Below are 23685 nucleotides of genomic sequence, written 5' to 3'. Positions count from 1 at the left end.
AAAGGCGAGGGGAAAGGGGCACGTGCTACGGCGTCGGCTGTGCCGGCTGGTCCTCGCGGACGTCCGGGGCGGGCAGCCACAGGGCGCGGGAGACGCCACGGCGTTCGTAGCGTGCGCGTTCCTTCTTCAGCTCGTCCCGGAAGCGCCGCCCGTGGAAGCCGGAGGCGCGGGCGACCAGATGCTCGGCGTACCGGGTCCGGCCGGTCGCCTCGAACGCGCTGGCCAGAGCGGCCTGGTCGGCGGGGGAGCGCACGTCCACCACCCGGTCGAGGATCCGCTCCACGACGGGCCAGGCCACCGGGTCGCGCCGGCTGTCGAGGGATTCGACGTCCATCACCAGCGGAGGGAAGTTCGCCACCATGCCACTACGGCACTGCACCTCCACCACGGCTTCGAGGTGCCGGTGCATCCCGACCGACTCCAGGGCCAGCAGCAGACGGGCCACCTTGGGCACCGCCGCGGTCCGGGCGCGCTCGGCCAGGGCGGTGGGGCCGGCGTAGCCGGAGCCGGCCCGGACCAGGGCGTCGAGGAACTCGCCCAGCAGCCGCGGCTCGATGTCGTTCAGGGCGTGCTGGAAGATGGCCTCGGCATGATCGTGCAGCTCGCAGCGCTCCATGCAGGTCAGCAGCGCGGCCACGGCCGGTGGCGTGCCGGTGCGGGCCGCGGTGCGCACCACGCCGCCCGCACCGGGGAACGTCTGGTCCAGCGCACCGAGCAGGGCCCGTACCTGGGCCGCCGATCTGGTCCGTACGGCCACGATCAGCAGCTCCGCCGCGTACTGGCGGCGTCCGGCCCCGTAGAAGTCGCTGATCAGGGCGGCCAGATCGTCCACCGGCCGCGTCTTGGAGGCGTGGACCACGACCGACCAGGCGTCGTCGTAGCGGTGAGCCTGCAACAGGACGTAGACGAGCGCGATCAGATGCCCCACGCCACGCCGCTGGGTGCTCTCGAAGACCGTGTCGGCGTCCCGGCCCAGGCCGGACAGCTTCAGCGAGTCCACGAAGTGGAGCACGTCCGACGCCGACCGCTGTCTGGCGGCCGCCGACTGCAGGGCGTCGGCCAGCGAGGGCAGCTCGGGCGCGTCCGCCTCGCGCAGTCCGAGACTCAGCGCCACCAGGTCGGGCACGGTGCGCCGGGCGGCCGCGACGGACATCGCCGTGGTGACCGCGGGGTTGAGCTCGCCGCGGGCCAGGCACTCCGTGACCGTCACCAGGTCGCCGACCGGCCGGACCGCGGCCACCGCCCCCAGCAGGCTCTCCGCGTGCTCGTGCAGCCCTGCCGCGTCCAGGGCGCGTACGAACACCACCAGGTCCGCGCCGACATGGAACTCCACCGACGCCTGCAGCAGGGTCAGGACGTAGTCGTCCAGGCCTTCCCGGTACAGGGCGTGGGCCAGGGCGCCGATGTCGGCCACCGGACGGCCGGTGACCATGGTCGGCAGCGCGGTCTGGACATGGGCGTCGTACCCGGCCCGGCGCAGCGCGATCAGCAGGCCCGCCACCTCCGCCACGGTGCGCGAGCGGCTGACGGAGCGCACCAGCTCGCCGGCCGTGGCCTTACGGGTGTGCAGCTCCAGGTCGCCCACGACCCGGACCAGTTCGGGCACGGACGCCGTCCGGTCGGCCTCCTCCAGCATCACCATGAGCGAGCGGGGCCGATCCGCGTCGTCGCCGTCCCCGGCCCCAGCCCCGGCGTGCAGCGTCTCCAGCCGCGCCTCCAGCCGGTGGCAGCGTTCCTCGGCCTCGATCAGCTCGGTCCGGGTGGTGGCCAGCACCTGGCGCAGGCAGTGGACCTCCTCCTGCAGGTCGCTGTACTCCTCCCGCCACACCTCCAGCTCCGCGTGATGCGCGAAGTGCTGCTGCTCCAGCCGCATCTCCAGGTTGCGGCACCGGCCCCGCAGCTCCGCCAGCCGTGTCTCCCGGTCCTGCAGCATCTCCTCCAGCGCCCGCTGCTGGATCCGCAGGCGCCGGGTCTTCTCGTCGGCCTCCGACAGCCGGTCCTGCAGCCGTTCCACCTCGCTGCGGCGGCCGTTGGACCTGAGCGCGGCCCGGTGCAGCTCGCGCAGCGCCTCCTCGGCCTCGCCGGTCAGCGGGGCCTGTGTCTCGCCGAGGTCGGCCACGACACCGGCGATGAAGCTCCAGGGCGGGACCCGGTCGCCGTTGAGGTAGCGGGTCACCGAGCTGGCGTCCAGATGACGGCGTGCCGCATAGCGCCGGACGCTGACACCGAGGGAGAGGAAGACGTGGCGCAGATCCTCCGCCAGCGCGCGTTTCTCCGGCGGCAGGTCTTCCTTCAGGGGCGCCAGACGTACCGGCCGGGCGGAGCTGTCCGCGGCCGCATCGCCGCCCTGGGGCGCCTGTCCGTTGTGCATCCGGTCAGTATCACGGCTACCCCAACCGGTCGCAGTGGAACGGCTGTTGACGGCTCAGACGGCAACGCTCGGCGGGTGCTGCCACTTGGTGACGGCAACGCCGTGATCGACCGGCGGGAGCCTGCGCGTGGTCATGATGGCCGGCACGGGGCGCACATCGGCCCCAGAGCTGGAGGAAACGCATGACGACCCATGACGAGATCGAGCGGCGACCGCGTCGCGTACGGGCCGCGCTGTGCCGCCGCTTCGCCCTGCGGGCCGCGCTCGGGGCGGCCGGCGCGCTCGGTTCGGCACTGGTGCAGTGGCTGTGGTGGTGGGTGCGCGGGAGGTGAGGGCGGGCCACGGCGAGCCGTGGCCATGACGCCGAAAGTCACCGGGGAGGAAATGCAAACACGGGCGGGGTTCTTATCGGACGGATTCTTAATTCGTATGAATCGTCCGGACTCCGGAATTGGCATTGGAAGGTGCGTCGTCCACCGTCTTCGCGCTGGTTATGACCTTAGCCTGGCCTGACGGACTTCGGCGGGGAAAACCGACCCGGCCGCATGGACCTCCGGAGAGCCAGTGGCCGCTTGGAACAGCAGCAGTCTGACGGATGCTGAATTCACCGCCGTACTGATGACGCCCGAAGAACTCGAAAGGCGTGCCGAGCGCGTTTTCCGATTGCTCGACGACTGCGGCTGGGCGGGCCCGGATCCCTATGACGGCCTGACAAGTCCCCTGGCGCGCCTGACGGTTCACCCCTTCCTGCGTCAGGTTCTCCTCCAGGCGGTGAAGCGAAGCCCGGCCGATCTCCGCCCCTTCCTGGCGATCCGCCCGCTGCGCACGGCGACCGCCTGCGGTCTCGGCGCGACCGCGTGCAGCCGCCTCGCCGACTCCCCGCTCTGGCGCGGCAGGGCGCGCGAGCTCGGGCAGTGGACCGCCGCCCGGCAACTGCGGGGACGCCATGCGGGGCTGTGGAGCTACGAGTTCGACGTGCAGACCCGCTGGGGGTACTACCCGTCCTCCATGCCGAACATCGTGGCCACCACCTTCTGCGCCGACGGATGCCTCGACAGCGCGACCCTGGACGGCGACGGTGCCGAAAGACTCGCCGCCGGGCTGCTCGACGGTCTGTACACCGGCACGCACTTCGCCTACACGCCGGCCTCCGGCACGCTCATCCACAACGCGAACCTCATGGGCTCGGCACTGGCCACGCGACTCGCCCACCTGGACGGAATGCCCCGCCCGCTCGCCGTACGCCTGCTCGACGCGGCACGTACGGCGGTGTCGGCCACGGTGGCGGGGCAGCGCCCGGACGGCGCGTGGCCGTACGGCACATCCGCGAGCCTCGGCTGGGTGGACGGCTTCCACACCGGCTATGTGCTGCAGCGGCTGGACGCGGCCGCGCGCGGACTCGGGCTCGATCACGACAAGGCGATCGGCTCGGGAGTCCGGTACTACCTCGGCCACTTGTTTGACGGGCCGGTGCCTCGCTATTACGCGGACGAGAAGCCGGATCGGCGCGGGCGCATGTGCGGTGACCCCAACAACGACGCGACGGCCGTACGCATGGCGGCCTGGGTGGAGGAACGCGGCTATGTGCGCCCCGGGTTCGCGGAGCGGGTCCTGGCAGCCGTCAGCCGCTTCGTGCCGGAGCAGGCCAGGCAGGCGGGGCAGGCCGGGGGACCGGCGCGGCACGCCGCGCTCACGGGAGCGCCGGTCCGCAGGTCGCCGCGGTGGAGTCTGGCGCCGCTCCTGGACGCGCTGACCGCACTCCAGGCGGCGCGGAGCGCCTGACCAGCGCCTTGGCGGGGTCAGGGCGCGGCCGCCCGGTAGTCCCGCAGGGCTTCGGCGACCCGCCCCTCCCCGGCACCGGCCCCATCGACGTTCTGCTCCCACCACACCGCCGTACAGAAGAGACCGAACACGGCGAGCCCACGCTCGCGCTCTCCCGACACATGCTCGGTCACGAAGCGGTCGGCGGTCCGCCGGTCGAAGAGCTCGTCGAAGACGCCGGACTGCCGTACCGATGACCACAGGTGCTGTCCGTGCCGTCGCAGCAGGGAGCGGACCGGCGCCCCGAAGCCCGTCTTCGAACGGCGTGTGACGAAGTCGGGAACCCCCGCGGCCGACGCGGCGGCCCGGAACCGCGCCTTGCCGTTGCCCGTGCGGAGCTGGTCCTCCGCGCGGGCGGCGAACGCCGCGGCTACGACGGGTTCACCGAGGAACGGCACCCGCAGTTCCACACTGGCCCGCATGGACGCGCGGTCCCCGTACAGGAGGTTGAGGCCCGGCAGGAACAGACGCCGGTCGCACTCCGCGACGGCGTGCAACGGGCTCGCTCCCGCCGCCAGCAGGGGGTCGGTGATGTCGCGGTGGGCGGCGGTGACCTCGTCCAGTTCGACCTTCGGGGACAGTTGTGCCCATTCATCGGCCGTGAAGTAGGACTGGCCGCCCCATGCCCAGTCGCGGGGACTCTGCCGGCACATCCGGCCGAGCTTGTCCGTCCGTTCGCGCAGCCTCCCGGGGACCGGGCCCCGCGCCGCACGCCCGAGCAGCCTTCGGCCGGGCGCGGGAATCCGCTGCAGCATCCGTACGGCCTGGTACCGCTCGTAGCCCAGGAACAGCTCCTCCACACCGAGCCCGGACAGCAGCACGGTCGCCTCGGCGCGCGCGGCCCGCGACAGGCGCATGAGCGCGATGGCCGCCGGGTCGCCGAAGGGCAGCTCCATCACCCGTACCATCTCGGGCACTTGCCGCAGCACATCGACATCGAGGTCCACCCAGTGCAGCGGCACGCCGAGGTGGCGGGCGGCCCGCTCGGCGTAGGGCGCGTCCCCCTCGAAGGGTTCCGCCGGGTCCTGCCGCGGTGACGCGTCACGTGCCGAGAAGACGGGGCCGGAGAACCCCGCCCGGCCCAGTTCCACCCCCAGCCAGGTGCTGTCGACGCCCCCGCTCAGCAGCAGCCCGACCGGCACGTCCGCCCTCACCTGGCGCCGTACCGACTCACGCACCGCCGCGCCGATGTCCTCGGCCGGCGCGGGGGCCTCGGCCTGCCAGACGAGCCGGGGGCGCGCGTACTCGGGCGGCTGGACGTGGTGCGCGGTGCCGGCCTGCGCCGCGTGCACCCGGTGCCAGCCCGTGCGCGGGGGAGGCGTCCACAGGAACATCGCCCCCTGCGCGACGGCCACGGGATCGACGTGCTCGGCGAGACCCAGCGCGCGCAGTGGAGCGATCTCACTGGCCAGGGCGGTGACGCGGCCCGCCGTGTCCGTGGCGACGTAGAGGGGCTTGATGCCCAGCCGGTCGCGTCCGTACCGCACCTGCCCGTCGGGCAGGACCTGGACGAAGGCGAACATCCCGTCGACCTGCCCCAGCAGTTGTGCCGCGTCCGGCTGGAGCAGCAGCTCGTGCAGGACCTCGGTGTCGCCGTCGGTGGTGAACCGGACGCCTCGCAAGCGCAGCGTCTCCCGCAGTTCGGGGGCGTTGTAGATCTCCCCGTTGTAGACGAGGAACCCGCGCTCGGCATTACCGAAGGGCTGGTCGCTGCGTGAGCCGACGTCGATGATCGCGAGCCGGCGGAAGTGCAGGGACGCATGCCAGTCGGCGCCCCGCAGGTCCTGGTGCCCGCACGAGTCGGGGCCCCGGTGCTCGATCGTCGTACACGGATCGCCGCCCCTGGCCGAGGCGCGGTTCAGGACCACCACGAAGCCGCACATCAGGCCTCCGCCGCCGTCGCGTTCGGTGCCGTACCCGGAGCACTCATGCGCCGGAACCTCCCGTCGTACCGGCCCCCTCGGGCGTGGCGAAGGTCTGCTCCGGCACCGCGCCCACCGGGCCGCCCGCCCCGGGGCCGGAGCGTGCGCAGCCGAGGACCTCGGCGAGCGCGGGGGTGGACGGCGCGGTGCCGCTCTGGCCGCCGTCGGCGAGGGCGGCAGCCGCGCGGCAGGCCACGAGCGAGCTCCACAGCGCCAGCCGGAAGTCCGCCTCGGCGACTTTCTCGCCCCGCAGCAGCCGGGTCAGGGCCCGCATCTCCTCGGCATGCCCCTTCGGCGCCCCGCGGTAGACCGACTCCGACTTCTTGCCCCGCTTCCACAGTTTCAGGGACCCGAAGTCCTCGATCCTGGCGGCGACACCGTCGCAGGCCACCTCGATGAGCTCCTTGGGCGCCCCGGGCGGGGTGAGTCCGCCGTACACGATGGAGGCGGTCGAGGAGTCCGAGTAGGTGATCTGCAGGGTGACGCTCTGGGCCGACGCCGGGTCCCTGCCGTCCACACCCGTCGCGGTCACGCTCACCGGCCTGCCCGGTACGAGGAAGTTCGCGGTGTCGATGAAGTGGCAGACCTCCCCGAGCAGCCGGCCGCCCTGCCGGTGGTCGAAGTACCAGTGGTCCTCGGGCAGCAGGCCGGCGAAGACCCGGTGGACGACCTGGAGAGGCGCCCCCGCGGGCAGGGCCGCCCGCAACTCCCGTACGGCCGGGGCGAACCGGCGGTTGAAACCGGCGAGCGCCGGGGCGCCGGACCGGGACCAGGCGGCCGCCACCTCCTCCAGCTCCTGCTCGGTGAGGCCCACGGGCTTCTCGCAGTACAGGGCGATCCCGCGGCTCAGCACCTCGGCCGCGTAGCGACCGTGGCTGTCGTGGCGGGACAGCACCATGACGCAGTCGGCGTCGCCCGAGGCGAGCCCGTGCTCGGCGCTCTCGGCGACCTCGCCGAATCCCCAGCGCCTGCTCTGCTGGACGGCCGACAGGCCGCGCGCGCTCGCCACCCAGGAGAAGGCGACGCCCGGTTCCCGGTGCAGCTGCGGGAACAGCATCTTGGTGGCGAAGTTCCCGGCCCCGATCGCGGCGATCCTCGCTCTCCCGGCGGGCGGTGACCAGGTGGCGGCCTCGCCCCGGGGCCGCGGCGGCTCGCTCACCTTCGCGGTGCCGGGATAGCGCAGCAGCAGGGCGGGGCGGCGGCGCGGCCGTTCCGTGTTCAGCACGCGGTACGCCTCGGCGGCGTCCTCGACGGCGAAGACACGGGGGTCGAAGCTCTCCAGGTCCAGGCTCGGCACCAGCCTGAGGACCTCGGCCAGATGGCGGCGTTCGGTCCAGGGCACATAGCCCTCCGGGTACTGCTGGCCGGCCTCCTCGTAGCGCGGGTCGTAGCGGCCCGGACCGTACGAGCGCGAGTAACGGATCGTCAGTTCCTTGTGGTAGTACGAAGACCGGGGCGGGGCCACCTTGACGTCGCCCACGACGACCACGGTCGCCCGGTCCCGCGCCAGGCTCCCGGCCAGCTCGACCGGATCCGTGCTCGACGTCGCCGCGGTCACCAGCACCGCGTCCGCCCGCGCGCCGCCCCAGTGCCGTGCGACGGTCCCGGGGAGGTCCTCCGTCTGGCGGGGGTGGGCGACGAACCCGGCCGCACGCGCCGCGTCGACGGCCGCCGGGTCCTGGTCGATGCCGACGGCGTCGTACCCGTAGGCCCGCAGGATCCGCAGGGTGAGCTGCCCCACCAGGCCGAGGCCGATCACCGCGACACGGGAGCCCGCGGGCGCCTCGGCCTGGTGGATTCCCTGGAGCGCGATGGCGCCCACGGTGGCGAACGCGGCCCACTGGTCCTCCACCCCGTCCGGTACGGGTACGACGAGGTTGCGGGGCACGGTCACGAGCTCGGCGTGGGAGGCGTAACCGGCTCCGCCCGCGGCCACGCGCATGCCGGGGGCGAGGTCGTCGACGCCCTCCCCGACCGAGACCACCACCCCGGCGCAGGAGTACCCGAGCGTCATGGGCCGGTCGAGCCGGTCCTGGACCATCCGATAGGTCTCCACGACACCCAGCTGCCGGGCCGTGTTGAGGACCTGCCGCACCTGGTCGGGACGTTGTCGCGCCTTGCCCAGGAGGCTGCTGGCCCCCGTCTCCACGGTCGCCCGCTCGGTGCCCGCGCTGATCAGCGAGTAGGTGTTGCGGATCAGCACCGTGCCCCACTGCACCACCGGGGGCGGCATCTCTCCCACACTGATCGAACCGTCCCGGGCCGACAGCAGTACTGCCTTCACGTCAATTGCCTTTCGGAAGACTGGAGGGAGCAGTAGCAGGTGAAATGGGAGTTCCCCGGTTGACGTCAGCGCCAGAGACCGCGCGTGTCGAAGACGACCTTCCCGCGCAGCATCGTCCGCTTGACCCCGCGGAAGGCGTCGTGGTCGACGAGCAGGGCGATCAGGTCCGACTCGTACAGGGCCGCTTCGAGGTCCACGAGCTTCGCCTGCCCGGTGTCCGCAAGGACGGACGGCAGCTCGGTGATGTGCGGCTCGACCACCAGCAGACGGCCCACTGCCTGCCGGGCGAGTTCCGCCGTGATGTGCAGCGCGGGACTCTCCCGCAGATCGTCCACGTTGGCCTTGAACGACAGTCCCAGGCAGGCGATGACCGGGTCCTTGAAACGCGCCGCGGTCTTCGACACCTCCGCGATCACATGCGCGGGCTTGGCGTCGTTGACCTGCCGGGCGGTCCTGATCAGCCGCGCCTGCTCACCGGCCGCGCTGACGATGAACCACGGATCGACGGCGATGCAGTGTCCCCCGACCCCGGGGCCCGGCTGGAGGATGTTCACCCTCGGGTGCCGGTTGGCGAGCGCGATCACCTCGCCGGTGTCGATGCCCAGCCTGTCGCAGATCATCGAAAGCTCGTTGGCGAAGGCGATGTTGACGTCGCGGAACGCGTTCTCGCTCAGCTTGGCCAGCTCGGCGGTGGTGGTGTCCGTGACATGGCACTGCCCCTGGGTGAACAGCTCGTACAGCTTCTTCGCCCGCGTGCCGCAGCATTCGCTCACCCCGCCGATCAGCCGGTCGTTGGTGACGATCTCGATCATGATCCGGCCCGGCAGGACACGCTCGGGGCAGTGCGCGACATGCACGTCCGCGGCCGCTCCCGCGGTGTGCGGGAAGGTCAGGTCCGGCCGCCGCTCGGCCAGCCACTGTGAGAGCCGCAGCGTCGTTCCCGGCGGCGACGTCGACTCCAGCACCACCAGCGCGCCGGGCCTGAGCACCTCGGCCACCGAAGCCGCCGCGTCCCGCACATACGACAGATCCGGTTCGCGGTCCTCGCCCACGGGAGTGGGTACGGCGATGATGAACGCGTCGGCGGGTTCGGCCTCGGTGGCGGCGCGCAGCCGTCCCATCGCCACCGCACCGCTCACCGCGACGGCCAGGTCCGGTTCCACGAAGGGCGCCTGCCCGGCGTTGATCAGGTCGACCGTGGCCCGGTTGACGTCCACACCGATGACGTCCACTCCCTTGGTGGCCAGTGCGGCAGCGGTCGGCAGCCCGATGTATCCGAGCCCTACGACGGAGACAGTGCTGAACACGCGCGTTCCTTTCAGGGGTACGACACTTCGTCTCGGGCGGCACTATCCGCGTGGCCGGCGTTGTGCCAGGGCCTCGCGCAGGACCAGCAGGACGAACGCGGTGTTGCCCACGAGATAGCGGGCGAACAGCCGCCGGGGCTCCTGCAGGAGCCGGAAGGCCCACTCCAGGCCGGCGCCGCGCATCCACCGGGGCGCACGCGCCCTGAGCCCGGCCACCACGTCGAAGGACCCGCCGACGCCCACCGCCAGACCGCAGTTCAGGTCGTCCAGATGCCCGGCGAGGAAGTACTCCTTGCGCGGCGTCGGCACCGCGAGGAAGAGGAGGTCGGGGCGGGCTTCGCGGACGGCTGCGACCACCTCCGGCTCCTGCTCGCGCGACCAGTAGCCGTCGCGGTATCCGACCACGTCCACTCCCCGGCGCGTGGCGATGGCCGCCACCTGGCGCACCACCGCGGGCTCGGCGCCGAGCAGGAAGACCCGGTAGCGCTCACGCGCCGCGCGGTCCCACAGCGCCAGCATGAGATCGATGCCGGTGACCCGTTCGGGAAGCGGCTGCCCGAGCACCCGGCCCGCCCACACGACGGCCTGCCCGTCGGCGTTGACGAGCGAGCAGGAACGGATGATGCGCGCCAATTCGGGATCCCGCCGGGCCCTGACGACCTTCGCCGCATTCACCGAGACATGTTGGTGAGGTCGCCCATCGGCGATCAGCTTCTCGGCCGCGGCGACACTTTCCGCCAGGGTGAGCGCGTGCACCGGAAGCCCGCAGAGAGGAACCGGTGCTGTCTCGCTCATACGGTTCGGCCGGTCCATCGAATCTCCTAGCAAGGGGACCACCGGCTTTGGCCGGTGGGGGAATTGCTTCTCAGTGCTGCTCTGGCCCCGGCTGTGTGCACGGGGCCGCGACACATCGCGAAGTGGTAGCATCTTGGTTGTGGCGAGAGGTGATCGCCGGGAGTCGCTGAACCTGCGCGTCTCACCGGACTTGAAGCGGCGGATCGAGGCATACGCCGAGCGCGTAGGCATCTCGATCAATGCCGCTGCCTGCGTACTCCTCGCCGAAGGACTCCGCACCGAGCAAAGGCGCGAGCGGTGATCCGCGCCTACAAGTTCCTCCTGCGCCCCACGGCCCGTCAGGTGGCCGCGCTGCGCGAGATGCTGGCCGACCATCGCTCGCTCTACAACGGCGCTTTGCAAGAACGCCGGGACGCCTACCGACACGCCTCCAAGACCACCGTCCGATACGGCAACCAGTCCGCCCAGCTCACGGACATCCGCGCCTTCGACCCCGAGCGTCAGGGCCGCTGGTCGTTCTCCTCCCAGCAGGCCACGCTGCGCCGCTTGGACAAGGCGTTCCAGGCGTTCTTCCGCCGGGTCATGGCCGGGCAGACGCCGGGCCACCCGCGCTTCAAAGGCGTCGGCCACTTCGACACCGTCACGTTCCCGAAGGATGGCGACGGCTGCCGCTGGGATTCCACCCCGCACGACGCGCAGACCCGCGTACGCCTGCAAGGTGTAGGACACGTCCGCGTGCACCAGCACCGGCCCGTCAAGGGGCGGGTGAAGACGATCAGCGTCAAGCGCGAAGGCAGGCGCTGGTACGTGGTCCTGGCGTGCGATGCCGTTCCCGCCGAACTCCTTGCGCCCACCGGCGCGCTCGTCGGTATCGACATGGGTGTTGCCCACTTCCTGACCACGTCGGACGGCGGGCACGTCGCGAATCCGCGCTTCCTGGAAGCCATGGCCGACGAGCTGGCCGAGGCACAGCGGTACCTTGCGACGTTCCCGAAGCGGACCCGGCAGCGCACCAAGCGTCACCGCGCCGCGGCCCGGAAGGTCGCGAAACTGTACGCCAGAATCCGGCGACAGCGTCTCGACTTCCACCACAAGACCGCCCGCGCGCTGGTTTGCGACCACGACGTCATCGCGCACGAGCGGCTCAACACGGCGGGCATGACCAAGTCGCCCGCACCCAAGGCCGACCCGGACACTCCCGGCGGCTTCCTGCCGAACGGTGCTGCAGCGAAGGCCGGACTCAACCGAAGCATCCTCGACGCGGGTTGGGCGCAGTTCCTCGGGATCCTGGCGAACAAGGCTGAGAGTGCCGGTCGCCTCACGATCCCCGTGGACGCGCGCAACACCTCCCGCACGTGTCCCGACTGCGGGCACGTTGCGAAGGAGAACCGCGTCACCCAAGCCGACTTCAAGTGCACGACGTGCGGATTCACCGCGAACGCGGACCACGTCGGCGCGACGAACGTCTTCAACAGGGCCGGGCTGGTCCTCTGCGACGTGGCCTAGCCACCGACACAGGAAGCCCGCGCGTTTACGCGTGGGTGGAGTCACAGCCTCCGCCTGACAGTGGACATGTTCGTCACGCTAAGTGCCGTCCGGGCCCGGACGACCGCAATATGCGCAAACCGCCGATATCGCAACTCGAATGGGCCACGTGCACTCCGCGCCGGGCGGACACCACGCGGGGAGAAGTCAGAACGACCTGAAAGGGCGATTTCCTGCATCCGGCCGGCCGACCGGCGCGCCTGCCTGCACGGTGCCCGCCGCACCGCGCGATAGCCAGGTGCGCATGCACCAGTGCGGCGACCCCCGAGCCGGAGACGAGACATGAAGCGGATCATGGCCGTCTACGGCACCCGCCCCGAGGCGATCAAGATGGCTCCCGTCGTCGAAGCCCTGTGCGCATCCGCCCACTTCGAGCCGCTGGTCGCCGTCACCGGGCAGCACCGGTCCATGCTCGACCAGGTGAACCGGCTCTTCGGCATCCAACCCGACCACGACCTGGACATCCTCAGCGCCGGGCAGACCCTGACCGACATCACCACCCGCACGCTGGAACGGCTCCAGCCCGTGCTCGACAAGGAGCAGCCGGACGCGGTGCTGGTCCAGGGGGACACCACCACCACGCTCGCCGGGGCGATGGCCGCCTTCTACCAGAAGATCCCCGTCGTCCATCTGGAGGCGGGCCTGCGCACGCGCAGTACGTACTCGCCCTACCCCGAGGAGATGAACCGCCGCCTCACCACCCGGCTGGCGGACCTGCATCTGGCGCCGACCGGCGGCGCACGGCACAACCTGCTGCGCGAGGGCGTCGATCAGCGCTCGGTCGTGGTCACCGGCAACACGGTCATCGACGCCCTGCTCACCACCCTGGACCGCACGGCCGGCCGGCTCTGCGACCCCACCCTGCGCCACCTGGAGACGGACCCCCGACGCGTCCTCCTGGTCACGGCACACCGCCGTGAGTCCTGGGGCAGGGGCATGCGGTCCATCGGCGACGCCCTCGCCCGGCTGGCCACGGCCCACCCCGACCTGCTGGTGGTCTTCCCCATCCACCGCAACCCCGCCGTACGGGCCGCCATCGCGCCCAAGGTCGAGGGGCTGGAGAACGTCAGGGTCGTCGAGCCGCTGGACTACGAGGGCTTCGCCCACCTGATGAACCGCTCGCACCTCATCCTCACCGACAGCGGCGGCGTCCAGGAGGAGGGACCGAGCCTCGGCAAACCGGTCCTCGTGATGCGCGAGACCACCGAGCGCCCCGAAGGGGTGGCCGCGGGCACCGTGGCCCTCGTCGGCACCGACACCGAGCGCATCGTCACCGCTGTGACCCGGCTGCTCCAGGACCCCACGGCGTACACGGAGATGGCGCAGGCCGTGAACCCCTACGGCGACGGCCTCGCGGCGGACCGCACCCTGCAGGCCCTCGGCCACTGGTTCGGCCTGTGCGACAGCCCGGCTGACTTCACCGGGACCACGGCCGCCCTGGCCGCGGAGGACCTGCCGGCCCAGTGGCGGCCACACCCCTCGACGACGCCGACGAGCGGCAGGCAGCCGGCCGACGGCACCCAGTGACCCCCGTATGCGCATGCGAAACGGCAGGAGAATCCGTGATTGAGCCGGACATCAAGGAGTTCTGGTCCGACCACCCGTGCGGAGACAACATCTTCGGAGCACCGGGCGGCGACGAGCGGCAGGACTACGAGGAGTTCTTCTCGCGCTACGACGCCGCCAAGTACCTGCTCGAACCGCACATCCCGGGATGTCTGGACAGGCTGGGTGTCTCCGGCCGGCGCCTTCTGGAGATCGGTCTCGGACAGGGCTCCGAGGCCGAGCAGTTGATCCGCCGAGGCGCACGGTGGACGGGAGTCGATCTGACCGAGACGGCGGTCGGAAGAACCGGCACCCGCCTCGCCCTGCGCGAACTGCCGTACGAGGGACTGCACCGGGCCAGCGTTTTGGACCTGCCGTTCCCCGACCGGTCCTTCGACGTGGTGTTCAGCCACGGGGTGCTCCACCACGTCCCCGACATCCACCGGGCCCAGCAGGAGATCCATCGCGTCCTGAAGCCCGGCGGGGAACTGGTGGTCATGCTGTACGCCCGCTGGTCCCTCAACTACCTCGTCTCCATCGGGCTGTTGCGGCGGATGGTCCTCCTGGCGGCGCACCCCGTGGCACGGCTGGGCGCGCTGCCCCACCCCAAGGGGCTCATCGGCGCCCACCTGGACAACGCCCGCAGGCTCGGGCTCGCGCGGTATCTGCGCATGCGGACCTTCATCCACAGCAACACCGACGGGCCGCACAACCCGTACTCACAGGTCTACGACGTCCGACGGGTCCGACGGGACTTCCCGGACTTCGACGTCCGCCACGCCGAGAAGCACTTCCTGCATGCCCCACCACTGCCCGTGCACGGCCTCGGCAGCGGGAAGGCACTGGGATGGCACCTGTGGGTCCGCATGACACCGCACGCCCGCTGACAGTGCTGGACTCTCCCACTGTGGGACGGTCCAGCATGATGGCGTGCAAGACGAACTTCTCACCATCGGGCGCTTCGCCCGCCTGTGCCGGCTCAGCGTCAAGCAGCTACGGCACTACGACGAGATGGGCCTGCTGGCCCCGGCCCGCGTGGACGCCGGCTCCGGCTACCGCTACTACGCACCTGAACAGGCCCGCGACGCCCTGACCATCGCCCTGCTCCGCGAGATGGACCTTCCCCTGGCGGTGATCGCCCAGGCGCTGGCCGCCGAGCCGGAGCACCGGGCACGGATCCTGCGCGCCGAGCGGGACCGGCTGGCCGAACGGATCAGCAGGGACCGGGCACGAATGGAGCTGCTGGAGCGGCTGGCCGAGGGCGGTCTGCCCGGCTACGAGGTGACGCTGAGCAGGGAGCCGGAGCGACGGCTGGCAGTGGTGCGAGCGGTCTGCACCCCCGCGGAGATCGGGGCGCAGGTCGAGGAATGCGTGGGCCGGCTGCTGTCCGCGCTCGGCAAGGCGGACATCGCGTGGGAACCGCCGTTGTGGGGGCTGTACCCGCTGGACCTGGACGAGCGGATGCGGATCGCCGTCGGAACGCAGATGCCGCCGGGGGAGGGAACACCGGACCTGGAGTTGGAGACGCTGCCCGGCGGACTTGTCGCCGAGACCGTGCACATCGGGCCCTACAGCCAACTGCGCCTGGCCTACAACGCTCTCTTCGCCGCCGTCCACGAGCGCGGACTGCGCCCGCAGGAGCCCGTGCGCGAGGCCTATCTCGTCGGACCGGCAGAGGCACCGCAGGAAGAACTGATGACCCGGCTGATCATCCCCGTCCAGGAGCACACGGCATGACCACGGTGACAGACATCGACGCCCGCGGTACGCAGCACTGCGAGACGACGGCTCTGGGGGTGCTGCTGCGGCACCAAGGACTCGATCTGTCCGAGCCCATGCTCTTCGGCCTCGGCTCGGGTCTGTCCTTCATCTACTGGGACAGCAGGAAGATGGGCTTTCCCTTCCTCGGCGGACGGGTCAAGCCGTTCGACCTCACGAGAAACCTGGCCGGCGGGCTCGACCTGGAGCTCCTGGTCCAGGAGACCACTTCGCCCCGCATTGCATGGGAGAACGTGGTGGCCCCCATCGACGCGGGCCATCCCGTCGGACTGCAACTCGACAGCTACTACCTGGACTACTTCACGTCGAAGGTGCACTTCGGCGGTCATGTCGTCGCCATGTACGGCTACGACGACCGCGACGCCCACCTGGTGGACACCGAGCAGCAGGGCGGAGCGGTGTCCACCAGCCTGGCCGGCCTCGCCGAGGCCAGGGCCGCGCGCGGCCCGATGACCGCCAGGAACCGGTCCTTCACCCTCACCGCTCCGACGAACCTCCCCTCCGTGCCGGGCCGGATCATTCCCGCCATCACCGCCTGCGCCGACGCCTTCCTCAACCCGCCGATCGCCAACCTGGGCCACCGCGGCATCGAGAAGGCGGGGGAGCGGGTACGCACCTGGCTCCAGCGCACCGACAACCCGCAACGGGACCTGCCGCACGCCGCCCTCATGATGGAGAAGGCCGGCACCGGCGGCGCCTTGTTTCGCAACCTCTACCGCGACTTCCTCGCCGAATGCGGCCAACTGCTCGACAGCGGCCACCTGCGCACCGGTCACAGGCTGTACACGGAGGCGGCCGTCCTCTGGACGGAAGCCGCGGCACTGATCACAAAGGCCGGCGAATCAGCAGATGCGCAGTACCTCGAACAGGCAGGTACCGTCCTGTGCGACCTCTCCCGCATCGAGCGCGAGGCCATGCAGGCGCTGAGCCGGCTGAGCGGTGAAGGCCTGCCTGCCGCTCACTGACCGGCTACGCGTCGCAGGAGGTCCGCGTATCTGGCCGCGACTGCCGAAGGCGAGTAGACGGCTCTGAGCTTTTCCGCGGCTGCTTCGTCGGGACGCGCGATGTCGGGTTTGTCGAGTGCGGCTTCGACCGCCTCGGCCAACTCCTCAGGAGAGCGAGGATCGTTGACGTAGAGCGGATGGTCGGCTCCGATCTCGGGAATCGATCCGCAGCGGGTGGTGACGGTGGGAACCCTCAGCCCGAGGGCTTCGACGATGGGCAGGCCGAAGCCTTCGAACAGGGAAGGGAACACAAAGACGCTCGCGGAGCGGTAGAGGGCGCCAAGGACGGCGTCGGGAACGAAGCCCGTGAAACGGACGCCGGGGCGTGCCTCTTCGGACTCGATGCTGGGAGCACGGAAATGACCGCTGAGTTGTTCGAGGCGCTGGCCGACGAGTACGAGATCCACTTCATGCCGCTTCGCGATCAACTCGTACGCAGCGATCAGTGTCTTGAGATTCTTGTGCCGGTAGTGCGCGGCGACCGCGAGCAGGAATGGTCTCCTGGGCACGAGATGGGGCGGTAGTTCTTCCGGTGCCGCCGCGATGAGGCGGTCGAAGGAAACCGCGTTCGGAATGACTTCGACCTTTCCGTCGACGGTCGAGCCGTGCAACCGGTACAGGTCCCGGGCGGTGAATTGTGAGATGGCGACGATCGCCTGTGCGCGACGCGCGGTCATGGCATGGGCTCGGATCAGCCAAGCTCGTTTCAGCGTGGGGACGTTCTCGGGAAAGTACTTGTACTGAAGGTCATGAACGACCGTCACCGACGGCGCGCGCAGCCCGATGGGGGTGACGTAGCTGAGGTGGAGCCAGACGGACGGCTGACGCCTCAGGGAAAGCGCGACCGGCTCGTACACCATGCGGTTCACCGAAGCGACATCGCGCAGTGTGCGTTCACGGACCGGGGCGAGCGGCCCTCGTGTGACAAGCGGCTCGCGGTCGTAGACGACCCAGCGCTCATCTGTGGCGGCTTCGGAACGCAACCCCTGAAGAAGATTGACGGTTGCCTGCTCAGCGCCACCCACCCGGCCGTGTCGCACAAAGCATGCGTTCACACCGAATTCAAGTCTCTTCATGGTTTGTGCTCCCCAATCGAACCGCCACGGTGGCGCACTGTACGGAGGGCGGCTCACCGGCATGTGGGCCTTCTCCGGGGGAGCGGACCAGACGGACCAAGATGTCCATACGGCCGGGTGAAACACACTTCCGGCCTGGCCGAGATCGCCGCGGCGCGCTGATTCACTGTGCAACTCGCACGCCGTTGGAACTGGCGTGATGGACAAGCCCCTTTCCGTCGGCATCGGCATAGGAGTCGCGTGTGACAGCCAGAACGGCGCTCATCACCGGAATCACCGGTCAAGACGGTTCCTATCTTGCCGAGTTGCTCCTGGCAAAGGGATACACCGTCCACGGGATCGTCCGGCGTGCCTCCACATTCACCACGGGCCGTATTGAGCACCTGTACCAGGATCCCCATGACGCGGACACCCGGTTGTTCCTCCACTACGGTGATCTGACCGATGCCAGCAGGGTGGCCGGCCTCCTGGAGCGCGTACAGCCCGACGAGGTGTACAACTTGGCCGCGCAGTCGCATGTGCGCGTGTCCTTCGACGAGCCCTTGTTCACCGCGGACACCACGGCGCTGGGCACCACCCGGCTTTTGGAGGGCATCCGCACCACCGGCCTGCCCTGCCGTTTCTACCAGGCGTCGAGTTCGGAGATGTTCGGCGCTTCGCCCCCGCCGCAGCACGAGCAGACGGAGTTCCACCCGCGTTCTCCCTACGGAGTGGCCAAGGTCTACGCGTACTGGATCACGCGCAACTACCGTGAGGCATACGGGCTCTACGCGGTCAACGGCATCCTCTTCAACCACGAATCGCCCCGCCGGGGGCCGACGTTCGTCACCCGCAAGGTGGCCATGGCGGCGGCCCGTATCAAGGCGGGCCTGCAGGACGTCCTCTACCTCGGCAATCTGGAGGCGCGCCGTGACTGGGGGTATGCCGCGGAGTACGTCGATGCCATGTGGCGCATGCTGCAGCAGGACGAACCGGACGACTACGTCGTCGCCACCGGCACCAGTTACAGCGTGCAGGACTTCGTCGAGCACTGCTTCGCCCACGTCGGCCTCGACTGGCGCGACCATGTGCGCTTCGACGAGCGATACCTGCGCCCGGCCGAGGTCGACGACCTGGTGGGGGACGCGTCGAAGGCAGCCCGGGTCCTTGGCTGGCAGCCGACCGTGCTCACCCCGGAACTCGCCGGGTTGATGACCGACGCGGAGCTCCGGCAACTCCTCGGCTCGGACGGGGGCGCGGTGCCCGCTGTGCCCGCACCGGCGCACACTCTGGCCCCGCGCTGACCGGTTCGCGCGGCGGCAGACGTCAACTCCCCTTTTTCCGAAGGTTGCCCTCATGATCAAGCTGATCAAGTCCAGCTTCCACCGCGAGGCGGACACCAAGCGAGCCCTGGCCGACTTCATCCTCAGCCACGACGTGTTCAGCATGACCGAACAGTGCGCGGCGTTCGAGACGGCGTTCGCCGCGAAGCAGGAGCGGGCGCACGCGGTGTTCGTCGCGAACGGAAGCGCGGCCAATCTGCTCCTCATCCAGGCACTGCTGAATCAGGGCAGGCTGCGGCGCGGCGACCGGGTCGGCTTCTCCGCCCTGACCTGGCCGACGAACGTCATGCCGCTGATCCAACTCGGTCTGGAGCCGGTGGCGGTGGACTGCGAACTGGACACCCTGAACGTCTCGCCCGAGACGTTCGACGCCCACATCTCACAGTGCAAGGCGTTGTGGCTGACGAACGTCCTGGGGTTCTGCGACGACCTCGTGGCGTTGCGGTCGAGGTGCGAGGAGCGCGGAGTCCTGCTACTCGAAGACAACTGCGAGGCGCTTGGCTCGCGCATGCACGGCTCGCTGCTAGGCAACTTCGGGACGGCATCGACCTTCTCGTTCTTCGTCGGTCACCACCTGTCCACCATCGAGGGCGGGATGGTGTGCACCGACGACGAGGAGCTGTACCACCAGCTGCTGATCGCGCGGGCGCACGGTTGGGACCGCAGCCTGCCCGCGACGGCTCAGGCCGCGCTGCGGGCCGAGGCGGGTGTGGACGACTTCTACGCCAAGTACACGTTCTACGACCTCGCCTACAACGTCCGGCCGACCGAGATCAACGGCTTCATCGGCAATCAGCAGATCCGCTACTGGGACGAGATCGTTCAGCGCCGCGCGTCCAACTTCGCCCTCTTCCACGCGGCGATGGCCGGCAACGACGACTTCCATCAGCTGGACGTGAGCCACATGGACTGTGTCTCCAACTTCGCGATGCCCGTCGTCTGCCGCACACCGCAGCTGGCGGAGAAGTACCGTGCCGCGTTCGAAGCCGCCGGCGTGGAGATCCGCCCGATCATCGCGGGGGACGTCACGCAACAGCCGTTCTACCGCAAGTACGTCAAGGACGACGCCGGCCGGCCCCATGCACGCCTTGTGCACTCAGGCGGCTTCTACTTCGGCAACAACCCCGAGCTGACCGAGGAAGAACTGGCCACCCTGCGTGCGCTGCTGCGCGGCTGACCGGCACGGACGCAAACCATCGGAAGAAGGGCGGCCGCACATGGACCGGCACGCGAAGATCTATGTCGCCGGCCACACCGGGATGGTGGGCGCGGCGATCGTACGGCACCTGAGAGCCGGCGGGCATGAGAACCTGCTCCTCGCCACACGCGGCGAGCTCGACCTCACCGACCAACGCGCCGTGCGGGCCTTCATGCTGGACGAACGGCCCCGGTACGTCATCGACAGCGCGGCCCGGGTCGGCGGCATCCAGGCGAACATCGGCCATCCGGCCGAGTTCCTGTACGAGAACCTCCAGATCCAGAACAACCTGATCTGGGCGGCCAAGGACGCGGCCGTGGAGACGTTCCTCTTCCTCGGCAGCTCGTGCATCTACCCCCGCATGTGCGAGCAGCCCATGCGGGAGGAGTACCTCATGGAGGGAAAGCCGGAACCCACCAATGAGGCCTACGCCTACGCGAAGATCGCCGGAATGAAGCTGTGCGAGTACATCCACGCCCAGTACGGCATGAACTTCATCTCCTGCATGCCGTCGAACATCTACGGCCAGAACGACAACTTCGACCCCGAGACCTCCCATGTGATCCCCTCGCTCCTGCACCGGGTCCACCAGGCCAAGGCGACGGGCCGGCCCGAGGTCGTGATCTGGGGGACCGGGGCGACGCGACGCGAGTTCCTGTACGTGGACGACCTGGCCGACGCCGTCGTCTGGCTCCTGGACGGCTACACGCAGCGCCAGTTCCTGAACGTGGGAACGGGCGAGGACGTCTCGATCCGCGAGCTGGCCGAACACATCCGCGACGTGGTCGGCTACGGGGGATCGCTGTGCTTCGACCCCACCAAGCCCGAAGGCATGCCGAGGAAACTGCTGGACGTCAGCCGGCTGCACGCGGCCGGGTGGCACCACCGCACCGGGCTCGTCGAAGGGCTCCGACGCACCTACGACTGGTACCTGGACCGGTACGCGGGCCCGGCAGCCGACTCACCGGCCCGTCTTGGCGCAGCCGTTCGCTGACGTACGGCTCCTACCGTCGCTGCCGGCCGCTGACCGCGCGTCGCCCTGCTGAGGCGACAAGGGCCAGTGCCCAGCCGCCCACGAAGGCGATGTCCTGCAGGCCCCGCATGCAGAGCACGGGGCGGGCCATGACCGTACCCGACAGGACCCGGCACAGGCCGCGCGCGCCCTTGCCCGCTCTGCGGACGGCGCGACGGGGCACCGAGAGGTCCTCGATCGCGGCCTCGACGACGACCGCGGTACGTCCCGCGCGATAGGCACGGCGCACCACACCGCTCGCCGTCAGCCGTTCCGGGTCGGGTGTTTCCCACACCATGGCGGCACGGGTGAAGAACAGCCGCGCCCCGTGCCGGCCAAGCTCGTCGAAGAACACCGCGTCCTCCCCGCCGGTCTGGTCGAAGGCGGAGTGGAAACGCAGCCGCGTACGGTGCACCACCGACATGCGCACGAGGGTGTTGCCGGACTGGCCGAATCCTTGCAGAGGGCCGTCCTGCTGCGTCCGCACCTCGCGGATCAGCCGCCCCTCGTCCAGCCAGCGCGGCGCCCCGGGCGGCAGACGTACCGCGACGGGGCCGATGACGACATCGGCGTCGTCGGCCTCGGCGGCGGCGACGAGGGCGTGCAGCCACCCGGAAACCGGCTGCTCGTCGTCGTCGATGAACACCAGCGCGGCGTAGCTGTGGGCGGCGTCCAACGCCGCGTTGCGGACCTGGGCGAACCCCTTCTGTGCCACCCGCAGGCACTCGATGCCGCAGGCGTCGGCAGCCGCACGAGCGGACGCCGAGCCGGCTGCCGAGTTGTCCAGGAGCACCACCGACACCGCACGTGTGCCGTCGCTCTCCAGAGCCCGGGCCTGCTGGACGAGCTCACGCAGCAGGGGGCGCACCGACCGGGCCCCTGTCGTCGGTACGGCGATGAGAATGCTCTTCAGCGTGCTGGACATCAAAGTGGCCGCCTGTCAGAGCGGAAAAGGGGGGTGCCTCGGAGGTGCCGCCGAGCTTAGTGACACTGCCGCGGGCAACTGCGGGCTGTCGTGCCGGACTCAGGGGAATGTCACCCAACGGGCCTAGGAACGCCTTGTCGGCGACGTCGTCGACTGGCGCGGGCGCTGCCGCGTGGTGGAGGTGGGTGCCGGGCACGGAACGTCCACCGACCACCTCCTGGCCGCCGGGGCCGAGGTCGAGGTGACGGAGATGAGCGCGCCGAGCGCGCAGGCGCTGCGCCACAGGTTCCGCAACAACCCCAGGGTGTCCGCGGTCCACGACGCGGACGGCGACGCGGCCCTGAGCGGGGAGCCGATGGACGCGGTGGTGTGCCTCTCGGTGCTGCACCACATCCCGGACAAACTCGGCAGTGTCGAGCGGCTGATGCAACGCGTGGCTCCGGGTTGTGCGTTTCTCAGCTTGGAGTCACTGCGGTGCTGCTCGCCGGCTGTTTCCACGAGGTCTCGGTCATGCGCTACTGGTCCACCCAGTCCGGGGCGCTGCAGGTGCTCGGCGAACGGCTGGCCCCGCCGAGCGCCTTCGGGCTCCTCGCCCACAACAGGCGCACCCCCCTGACGCCGTCGCCGGCATCCGGCCGTCAAATGAGCCCGAGTCCACGCATGTTCGTCAGTGCGGCCGTCACGCGGGTGCTCAGGTCTCCGACCTCCTGAAGCCGGCTGAGCGCCCGGTCCGCGACGGGCTGGTACCTGTCCGGTGAGGCGAGGATGTCCAGTACCTGGCGGGCGGGGTCGTCCCAGTCGACCTCGATCACCGGGTTGAACCCCATGAGGTCCACCAGCTCCGCCGGCGCGTGCCCGAGCAGGAGGCAGCCGGAAGCCATGCTCTCCAGGTAGCGCTGTGTCATCGTCTCCACCCGGCCGGAGCGCTGGGGGTGGGTCAGCGAAGAGGGAAAGCAGACGGAGATCACCGCGTTCGACAGTCCGCGCCGCAAGGCGTGTTCATCGGGGTACACCAGCCGGCCCGGTTCCGGCTCGTACAGGTGGGGAAGCGGTGAGTGCCTCTGGACGGGCCGCGTGATGGTGTCGTGCCATGCTCGGTGGCGTCGCCCGAGCTCCAGGACACCGACCGTTCTGTCGGCAAGGCGCAATCCGGCGTCGTGCCGGGAGATGCGCGTTGCCTCCGGGAGGTGGATCACCGTGGAGTCGGGCAGGGAGTCTTCGAGGACATGTGCCGCTTGTTGGGCGGTGACGAAGACGGCCGGGGGACGCAGCGGCCGTAACCCTGCTACCCACAGCTCCCATCCGGGTTCAAACACGTCCCAGCAGTACGGCACGACGCTTCCGGCGAGGGCGGCCTCGTAGAGCTGGTCGAATCGGGCTCCCATCATGGGGACGACGATCGGTCCCCGGCGGCTGCGAGGAAGGGAAATGCGGGCCTTGGCCAGAGCCTTGCCGAACAGCGGGGGTTTCGTGATCGGTTGCGCAACGGCGCCTTGTCTGATGAATTCCTCGACGAGATCCCGAACCGCATAGTGCCTGGGATGTTTTTCTGACCGGGGAACCGCAACCCGAAGCCGCTTCGAAGAATGGCGGCGAGAGTCGATGGCGGTGGCCACTCGTGGGCTCCTCACTACGAAGCGGACCGGGTATGTACCGTACCCGAGGTTCATTTTCCGCGCCCGGCTGCGAATGTACCTCGACTATCACAGGCACTGTCGTAGCATGCTCAGGCACTTCACTTCGAAGGGAAGTCCGCACGTGGCTCTTGGCACTCACCGT

At 70.0% G+C, this 23685-nt stretch carries 20 protein-coding genes; 12 read left to right on the top strand and 8 right to left on the bottom strand.

Annotated elements, in window-relative coordinates:
- Nucleotides 1-25: 25 nt before the first annotated feature.
- A complete protein-coding gene (locus ACZ4EG_RS38755) occupies nt 26-2371 on the bottom strand; it encodes a coiled-coil domain-containing protein (RefSeq protein ID WP_467793965.1) in 2346 nt (781 codons plus the stop codon).
- A gap of 182 nt (nt 2372-2553) precedes the next feature.
- On the opposite strand from ACZ4EG_RS38755, the gene ACZ4EG_RS38750 reads away from it, so the two are divergent.
- Nucleotides 2554-2703, top strand: coding sequence for a hypothetical protein (locus ACZ4EG_RS38750; RefSeq protein WP_467793964.1), 150 nt, complete (start codon nt 2554-2556; stop codon nt 2701-2703).
- Between the two features lie 439 nt (nt 2704-3142).
- Nucleotides 3143-4153, top strand: coding sequence for a hypothetical protein (locus ACZ4EG_RS38745; protein WP_467793963.1), 1011 nt, complete (start codon nt 3143-3145; stop codon nt 4151-4153).
- A 17-nt stretch (nt 4154-4170) separates the two neighbouring features.
- On the opposite strand, the gene asnB is transcribed toward ACZ4EG_RS38745, so the two are convergent.
- The 4 genes from asnB to ACZ4EG_RS38725 form a co-directional block, all read right to left on the bottom strand.
- Entirely contained in the window at nt 4171-6075 is a 1905-nt protein-coding gene (gene asnB / locus ACZ4EG_RS38740; protein ID WP_467793962.1) for an asparagine synthase (glutamine-hydrolyzing), read from the bottom strand.
- A 43-nt stretch (nt 6076-6118) separates the two neighbouring features.
- Entirely contained in the window at nt 6119-8398 is a 2280-nt protein-coding gene (locus tag ACZ4EG_RS38735) for a bi-domain-containing oxidoreductase (protein WP_467793961.1), read from the bottom strand.
- A 65-nt stretch (nt 8399-8463) separates the two neighbouring features.
- Nucleotides 8464-9705: a UDP-N-acetyl-D-mannosamine dehydrogenase gene (gene wecC / locus ACZ4EG_RS38730; protein ID WP_467793960.1), complete on the bottom strand. Its 1242-nt coding sequence runs from the start codon at nt 9703-9705 to the stop codon at nt 8464-8466.
- Nucleotides 9706-9747: 42 nt separating this feature from the next.
- A complete protein-coding gene (locus ACZ4EG_RS38725) occupies nt 9748-10500 on the bottom strand; it encodes a WecB/TagA/CpsF family glycosyltransferase (RefSeq protein WP_467793959.1) in 753 nt (250 codons plus the stop codon).
- Between the two features lie 139 nt (nt 10501-10639).
- Here ACZ4EG_RS38725 and ACZ4EG_RS38720 point away from each other — a divergent pair, with 139 nt between their 5' ends.
- From ACZ4EG_RS38720 to ACZ4EG_RS38695, 6 genes are all read left to right on the top strand, one after another.
- Nucleotides 10640-10801 carry a toxin-antitoxin system HicB family antitoxin gene (locus ACZ4EG_RS38720; RefSeq protein WP_453561982.1) on the top strand — a complete coding sequence of 54 codons (162 nt, stop codon included), beginning with the start codon at nt 10640-10642 and terminating at the stop codon, nt 10799-10801.
- On the top strand, nt 10798-12006 hold the full coding sequence (locus ACZ4EG_RS38715; RefSeq protein WP_467793958.1) for an RNA-guided endonuclease InsQ/TnpB family protein: 1209 nt from the start codon (nt 10798-10800) through the stop codon (nt 12004-12006). The genes ACZ4EG_RS38720 and ACZ4EG_RS38715 overlap by 4 nt, the downstream gene beginning before the upstream one ends.
- Nucleotides 12007-12327: 321 nt before the next feature.
- Complete coding sequence (gene wecB, locus ACZ4EG_RS38710) at nt 12328-13572, top strand: non-hydrolyzing UDP-N-acetylglucosamine 2-epimerase (protein ID WP_467793957.1); 1245 nt, start codon at nt 12328-12330, stop codon at nt 13570-13572.
- Between the two features lie 35 nt (nt 13573-13607).
- Nucleotides 13608-14477 carry a class I SAM-dependent methyltransferase gene (locus ACZ4EG_RS38705; RefSeq protein WP_467793956.1) on the top strand — a complete coding sequence of 290 codons (870 nt, stop codon included), beginning with the start codon at nt 13608-13610 and terminating at the stop codon, nt 14475-14477.
- A gap of 43 nt (nt 14478-14520) precedes the next feature.
- Nucleotides 14521-15327: a MerR family transcriptional regulator gene (locus tag ACZ4EG_RS38700; protein WP_467793955.1), complete on the top strand. Its 807-nt coding sequence runs from the start codon at nt 14521-14523 to the stop codon at nt 15325-15327.
- Nucleotides 15324-16334 carry a BtrH N-terminal domain-containing protein gene (locus ACZ4EG_RS38695; RefSeq protein WP_467793954.1) on the top strand — a complete coding sequence of 337 codons (1011 nt, stop codon included), beginning with the start codon at nt 15324-15326 and terminating at the stop codon, nt 16332-16334. Before ACZ4EG_RS38700 ends, ACZ4EG_RS38695 begins: the two co-directional genes overlap by 4 nt.
- On the opposite strand, the gene ACZ4EG_RS38690 is transcribed toward ACZ4EG_RS38695, so the two are convergent.
- Complete coding sequence (locus ACZ4EG_RS38690; protein WP_453560814.1) at nt 16328-17449, bottom strand: glycosyltransferase family 4 protein; 1122 nt, start codon at nt 17447-17449, stop codon at nt 16328-16330. The genes ACZ4EG_RS38695 and ACZ4EG_RS38690 overlap by 7 nt on opposite strands.
- Before the next feature lie 242 nt (nt 17450-17691).
- Between ACZ4EG_RS38690 and gmd the strand changes: the two genes are divergently transcribed.
- The 3 genes from gmd to ACZ4EG_RS38675 are packed head-to-tail and all read left to right on the top strand — an operon-like array spanning nt 17692 to nt 20963.
- Complete coding sequence (gene gmd, locus ACZ4EG_RS38685; protein WP_453560812.1) at nt 17692-18732, top strand: GDP-mannose 4,6-dehydratase; 1041 nt, start codon at nt 17692-17694, stop codon at nt 18730-18732.
- Nucleotides 18733-18784: 52 nt separating this feature from the next.
- A complete protein-coding gene (locus ACZ4EG_RS38680) occupies nt 18785-19948 on the top strand; it encodes a DegT/DnrJ/EryC1/StrS family aminotransferase (protein WP_467793953.1) in 1164 nt (387 codons plus the stop codon).
- A gap of 40 nt (nt 19949-19988) precedes the next feature.
- Nucleotides 19989-20963 (top strand): GDP-L-fucose synthase family protein, encoded by a 975-nt coding sequence (locus ACZ4EG_RS38675; protein ID WP_467793952.1) that lies wholly within the window; start codon nt 19989-19991, stop codon nt 20961-20963.
- Between the two features lie 10 nt (nt 20964-20973).
- Here ACZ4EG_RS38675 and ACZ4EG_RS38670 read toward each other — a convergent pair whose 3' ends face one another.
- Complete coding sequence (locus ACZ4EG_RS38670; protein ID WP_467793951.1) at nt 20974-21906, bottom strand: glycosyltransferase; 933 nt, start codon at nt 21904-21906, stop codon at nt 20974-20976.
- 172 nt (nt 21907-22078) lie between these two features.
- Here ACZ4EG_RS38670 and ACZ4EG_RS38665 point away from each other — a divergent pair, with 172 nt between their 5' ends.
- Nucleotides 22079-22522: a class I SAM-dependent methyltransferase gene (locus ACZ4EG_RS38665; RefSeq protein WP_467793950.1), complete on the top strand. Its 444-nt coding sequence runs from the start codon at nt 22079-22081 to the stop codon at nt 22520-22522.
- Between the two features lie 22 nt (nt 22523-22544).
- On the opposite strand, the gene ACZ4EG_RS38660 is transcribed toward ACZ4EG_RS38665, so the two are convergent.
- Nucleotides 22545-23522: a hypothetical protein gene (locus ACZ4EG_RS38660; protein WP_467793949.1), complete on the bottom strand. Its 978-nt coding sequence runs from the start codon at nt 23520-23522 to the stop codon at nt 22545-22547.
- Nucleotides 23523-23685 lie beyond the last annotated feature (163 nt).

The sequence above is a fragment of the Streptomyces sp. NPDC025638 genome (genome assembly GCF_055558775.1).
Note: the sequence above shows the minus strand (reverse complement) of the source record. Positions and strands in the feature narration are given on the sequence as shown.